The following is an 892-nucleotide window of genomic DNA, read 5'->3' as shown; positions in this document are numbered from 1 at the left end:
CTGGGGTCGCTGCCCGATGAGTTAGTCCTATCTCAAGGGTCGCGCTTCTACCATTTTCGCGACGGTGTGCTGACGGCAATCAGCGATGCGTATGACAACCGGTTGCGTATTTTCCGTAACTACCTGGGGCAGATCGAGCGGCTGGATAACGGCGTCGGGCGTTCGCTGTTTTTGCGCTATGCGTCGGGCCGCATTGTGGCGGTGGACTACCAGATTGAGCGGGCGGCGGATGACGGTCCGTTTGTCTGGGTGACGGAGCAGAACGTTGTTTCCTACGCCTATGACGCGGCGGGTCGGTTGGTTTCTGCGACCAATGCGGTAGGCGAAAGCGAGGTTTATCGGTACGACGAGCAGCACATCATTCTTGAGCGTGGACTGGCCGGTGGCGCGAGTTTTTTCTGGGAGTGGGAAAGGTCTGGTAAGGCGGCGCGATGTGTCCGGCATTGGGGCAGTTTCTCGCAGATGGACACGCGCTATGCCTGGGACGATAACGGCCAGGTCACGGTGTTTAACGCCGATGGCAGTCAGGAAGTCTATGTGCATGACCAGCGGGCGCGGCTGGTGCAGCGGGTGGATCCTGACGGTGCTGAGCACTTCAAATCCTACGATGACAAAGGCCGGCTGACGGTTGAGCAAGATCCGTTGGGGGCGATCACGGCCTACCAGTACGACGAAGCTGGGCGTTTGGTGGCGTTGTTTCCGGGGGATGATGAGCCGACGACCTACGAGCATGACAATGGATTCGTACGCGTTGTAAGGCGGGGTCAGGCGGTTTGGAAGTATGAGCGTAATGACCAGGGCGATGTTACGCGTAAGACCGATCCTGACGGCCATTCGACTGAGTACAGCTACAACAAACGCGGGCAACTGACGCAGGTTTGGTTGCCGGATC

General features: G+C 58.6%; 1 pseudogene. It reads left to right on the top strand.

The features are described from left to right. Positions 1-892, top strand: a pseudogene (locus EJ576_RS29620) (RHS repeat domain-containing protein); the annotation flags it as partial.

This window comes from Pseudomonas sp. C 49-2 (genome assembly GCF_003970195.1).
Taxonomy (GTDB): Bacteria; Pseudomonadota; Gammaproteobacteria; order Pseudomonadales; family Pseudomonadaceae; genus Aquipseudomonas; species Aquipseudomonas canadensis.
This window is presented reverse-complemented; position numbering and strand designations above follow the sequence as displayed.